This window comes from Brevundimonas sp., assembly GCF_016463295.1.
Classification (GTDB): Bacteria; Pseudomonadota; Alphaproteobacteria; order Caulobacterales; family Caulobacteraceae; genus Brevundimonas.
The window spans coordinates 1-4,141 of sequence record NZ_JAEMRO010000105.1; the positions used below are offsets into that span (position 1 = coordinate 1).

At 65.0% G+C, this 4,141-nt stretch carries 6 protein-coding genes, 1 tRNA gene and 1 pseudogene; all 8 read right to left on the reverse strand.

Features of this window, described 5'->3' with window-relative positions:
* A pseudogene (locus JHC81_RS13265) lies at nucleotides 1-212 on the reverse strand (energy transducer TonB); the annotation flags it as partial.
* A 2-nt stretch (nucleotides 213-214) separates the two neighbouring features.
* Complete coding sequence (locus tag JHC81_RS13270; protein ID WP_292175462.1) at nucleotides 215-649, reverse strand: biopolymer transporter ExbD; 435 nt, start codon at nucleotides 647-649, stop codon at nucleotides 215-217.
* Between the two features lie 5 nt (nucleotides 650-654).
* Entirely contained in the window at nucleotides 655-1,548 is an 894-nt protein-coding gene (locus JHC81_RS13275) for a MotA/TolQ/ExbB proton channel family protein (RefSeq protein WP_292175464.1), read from the reverse strand.
* A 362-nt stretch (nucleotides 1,549-1,910) separates the two neighbouring features.
* Nucleotides 1,911-1,986, reverse strand: a tRNA-Phe gene (locus JHC81_RS13280).
* A 63-nt stretch (nucleotides 1,987-2,049) separates the two neighbouring features.
* Complete coding sequence (gene yacG / locus JHC81_RS13285; RefSeq protein ID WP_292175465.1) at nucleotides 2,050-2,220, reverse strand: DNA gyrase inhibitor YacG; 171 nt, start codon at nucleotides 2,218-2,220, stop codon at nucleotides 2,050-2,052.
* A complete protein-coding gene (locus JHC81_RS13290) occupies nucleotides 2,217-3,245 on the reverse strand; it encodes an RNA-binding protein (protein ID WP_292175467.1) in 1,029 nt (342 codons plus the stop codon). The genes yacG and JHC81_RS13290 overlap by 4 nt, the downstream gene beginning before the upstream one ends.
* Nucleotides 3,242-3,820 (reverse strand): nucleoside triphosphate pyrophosphatase, encoded by a 579-nt coding sequence (locus JHC81_RS13295; RefSeq protein WP_292175469.1) that lies wholly within the window; start codon nucleotides 3,818-3,820, stop codon nucleotides 3,242-3,244. Before JHC81_RS13295 ends, JHC81_RS13290 begins: the two co-directional genes overlap by 4 nt.
* Nucleotides 3,821-3,833: 13 nt before the next feature.
* The gene (gene infA, locus JHC81_RS13300) at nucleotides 3,834-4,055 is read right to left on the reverse strand and encodes a translation initiation factor IF-1 (RefSeq protein WP_013269122.1); all 222 of its coding nucleotides are present in this window, start codon (nucleotides 4,053-4,055) and stop codon (nucleotides 3,834-3,836) included.
* Nucleotides 4,056-4,141: the final 86 nt, after the last annotated feature.

Sequence of the window (4,141 nt, forward strand, 5' to 3'; positions counted from 1 at the left end):
GGCGGGATGATCTCCACGTCCACGGCGTCATCCGAATAGTCCATCACCTTCATTTCGAACTTGGTCCGCTGAAGGAAGATGATCAGAGCCACGAACATTGCCATGACCGTGCCCAGGGTGATCAGCCACACCATCGGCGACACCCCCATGAAGCCCTTCTTGCGAGGGGCGTCATAGCGACTGCGATGATATTCGACGGGTGTATCTGTCATCGTTACCTCGCCTTGTCTTCGCCGACGAGGGCGACGCTGTAGAAGCCGTTGTCCTGCAGCGAGTTCATGGCCTGCATGAAGTCGCCATAGCGGGTCTGTTCGTCACCGCGAATGTAGATGCGTTCGCGGGTCGGGTCCCGACGACCGACAGCGGCCGTCAGGTCAGCACCCAGGGTCTCATACGTCGTCTCGCCGTCCCCGATATAGACCCGGCCATCGTCCTGGATGGAGATGTACACGGGCTTGGGGGGGCTGTCCGTTTGAGCGGCGACGGCGATCGGCAGCTTCACTTCAACCCCAGGGGTGGCGACCGCAGACGCCACCATGAAGATGATCAGAAGCACCAGCATGATGTCGACGAACGGCGTGACGTTGATCTCGGCATTCGCCTCGACAATGTTCGTGCCGCCGCCCGTTCCTCCGAGTTTGGCACCCATGCGCCTTAGGCTCCCTTGTCGAGTTGACGCGAGATGGCGTTCATCAGTTCAGCGTTGAAGCCGTCCGAACGCGTGCTGTAGGCGGCGATGCGGGTGTTGAAGTAGTTGTAGAACACCACGGCCGGGATAGCGGCGAACAGGCCGATACCGGTGGCCAGCAGGGCCTCGGCGATACCGGGGGCCACGGCGGCCAGGTTGGTCGTGTTCGACTGAACGATACCGATGAACGAGTTCATGATGCCGTACACGGTACCGAACAGACCCACGAACGGGCCGGTCGAACCGGTCGAGGCCAGGAACTGCTGACCGCCCGAAAGGCGACCGGCCAGACCCGATTGAACGGCGGACACGGCGTTCTGGGCGCGGCCGATGGCCGAGTCGCGGTGGTCGCCGTTGACCTGCAGGCCGGCCTGACGGGACAGCTCGACTTCTTCGGTGGCGGCGGCGGCCATGTCGGCCAGCGGGTTGCCGTCAAACTCTTCCGAGGACGAGATGCGGCGCATGTCGGCGATCGTGCGGGCCGAGCGGAACTCTTCCAGGAACTGGTCCGTCTTGCGGTTCAGCTTGGAGAACTCGATCAGCTTGATGATCAGCAGGGTCCAGGAGAAGATCGAGGCCAGCAGCAGGCCGATCATGACGACCTGCACGACGATGGTCGCTTCCATGAACATGGAGATCGGGGTGATGTCGCCCGAGTGACCACCGGCTTCCTCGGCGGCGGCTTCGGCCGGCGCGGGCGTTTCGGCGGCGGCCGGAGCCGTCGTCGTGGCCGGAGCGGTAGCTTCGGCGGTGGCCGGAGCCGGGGCGGCTGCATCCTGCGCGAGAACAGGCGAGCTGGCCATCAGGACGGCAGCGCCGGCCATGGCCAGAAGGATGTTGGATTTCTTGATATCGAGCATAGTGCGCCGGTTCCTGCTTGTTTGGTCTGACCGATGAACCGGGATACGACCGCCGAGACGACCGCCCCCAATGAAATTCTCTGTTCGCCTCTCGGAGCTTTGCAGCACCAGAGCGCGGAACGCCTTCCGACGTTAACGGTTGCCGTTCGACGACCGTTACGACGTCGATGGGTTCAAGATTATGACAATCTCTGGCCCATCACCGCGTTCTTAACGAACGCGGCCATTCCCTTTGAACAAGGCCCGCCATAGCGTCAAGGGCGCAATGCCCCGCTGAACCACAGATTTATCCACAGGCTCGCGGCAAAACCTGTCGGAAAAGTCATGATTTGAAAGTGGGCGCTCGCGGCGGAAAAGGGCGGTGGTGCCTGGAGGCGGATTCGAACCACCGACACGCGGATTTTCAATCCGCTGCTCTACCAACTGAGCTATCCAGGCGAGATGTCCGCTCGCGGGAGGGCGGTCTATAGGCGAGGCCGTCAGGGCTGTCCAGCCGGTTGATCAGTCTTCATCGTCGTCGCGCACGCCATCGTCCGGCTCGGCCGGAATCGCATAGCCGCCGGTGAACCAGCGCTGCAGATCGACGTCGGCACAGCGCTTGGAACAGAAGGGTCGATACTCCGGCGTCACCGGCTTCTTGCGGCAGATCGGACAGAGGGCGGCGGTCGTCATGTTGGGTCGATCCTGAAATGTCCCGGTGCAGATGAAGGGTCGATCACCAGGCCTGCGCGTGGCCCCAGGGCGGAGATGAGCGGCGCTGCGACGTCGGCCACCTGCGCATGGCAGGCAGCGATGATGTGAGGCGACCTTGTGTCCGACAGAAGGGCTCGCCGCAACGCGCGCGTCAAATCGATCGTCGACCGCCACACGGGCCCACCTTGCGCCAGTCGCTCCTCCAGCGGCGTCCTGCGCCACGGCAAGGCCAGTTGCAGAACCCCGAACCGGCTGACCGGCCCGTAGACGATATCCTTGTCGATGCCGAAAGCCGTCCGCGCATCGGCGAGGATTGCGGCCCCGTCATGCCCCACACCGATCAAGTCGATCGCCACCAGCCCGCCCCAGCTCTTGAGCCGGATCAGCCGCGCCGCCTCGATCAGGCCCTGCCGATTGGCGATATCCCTGGCGCGACCGCCCTTGCCTCTCGCCGCGCCCGGCGCGAGGTCCAGATCCACGGCAATCAGGGCCCGCGTCCGCTGGACGCAGACGTCCAGACCTATGTCGCCGAGCAGCCCCCCGTCCTGCAGCGCCGCCTCCTCCGCCTCCAGGCCGGCCTGGATCGCCGCCAGGCCACGGACCGGCTCATGCCCAGGAGCCAGCGCGCTTAGAACCTGTTCGACGGACGGCCCCTCGGCCAGCAGGCGGGGCTCGCCCTCCCCTGCCCCCAGACGACGCAGGGTCGGCCCCTTGCCTGCCCGGGGTTCGGCCGTGACCTCGACCTCAACCTTCTGCCCGACGGCCAGAGGCGCGCCCGGACCGAACGTCAGGAAGCCCAGCGGCGGCGCGGCCCCCAGATCGACGAAGGCGCCCTTCATGCCGGGCTGCACATCCACGATCCGCCCGACGCTGCGCGCGCCCAGCCGATGCTGCGCGACGTCCCGGTCGCCCTGGATGATCAGATGCTCGAACCGTCCGTTCCGGACCACGATCCCCCGGGTCTCGCCGGGTGTGTCGTCCAGAAAGACCTCCAGGCCACTCACGACGCGCGCAGCCCGGCCCCGGCCAGCAGATTGACGGTCTCATACAGGGGCAAACCCATCACCCCGTGATGACTGCCCACGATCTGGCGCACGAAGGCGGACGCCGCGCCCTGAATGCCATAGGCGCCGGCCTTGCCCCGCCAGTCGCCGCTGGCGACGTAAGACCCGATCTCGACCTCCGACAGAACCTTGAAGGTCACGCGCGTCTCATTGACCCGATGTATCACCCTGCCGCCCCGCGCCACAGCCACCCCGGTGAAGACGCGATGATTGCGCCCGGACAGCAGCTTCAGAAACCGCGTCGCCTCGGCCTCGTCAGCGGCTTTCTCCAGAAACCGACGCCCCACCGCCACGACGGTATCGGCGGCCAGCACGACGGCATCCGGATGCCGTTCCGCGACCACCTGGGCTTTCGTCACGGCCAGCCGCTGGGCCAGACGCCGGGGCGTCTCGTCCTTCAGAGGGGTTTCGTCGATATCGGCGGGATCGATCACGTCGGGCGTGAAGCCGACCAGGGCCAGCAGTTCCACGCGCCGCGGGCTGGACGAGGCCAGCACCAGTTCGGGACGGCTCATACCGAGCCCGCCCTTACTTGAAGCGATAGGTGATGCGACCCTTGGTCAGGTCATAGGGGGTCATTTCGACCAGCACCTTGTCTCCGGCCAGCACGCGGATGCGATTCTTGCGCATCTTGCCGGCGGTGTGGGCGATGATCTCGTGATCATTGCCTTCGAGCAGCACACGGAACGTCGCATTCGGCAGCAGTTCGCTGACGACGCCGGGAAACTCGAGCAATTCTTCCTTAGCCATGCGGCCTCTCGCGCCCTTGAATACGAATCGAAACCCGCGCCGGACGAAAGCGCAGATCGTAAGGAGCGGGCCTAATGCCTGAAAAT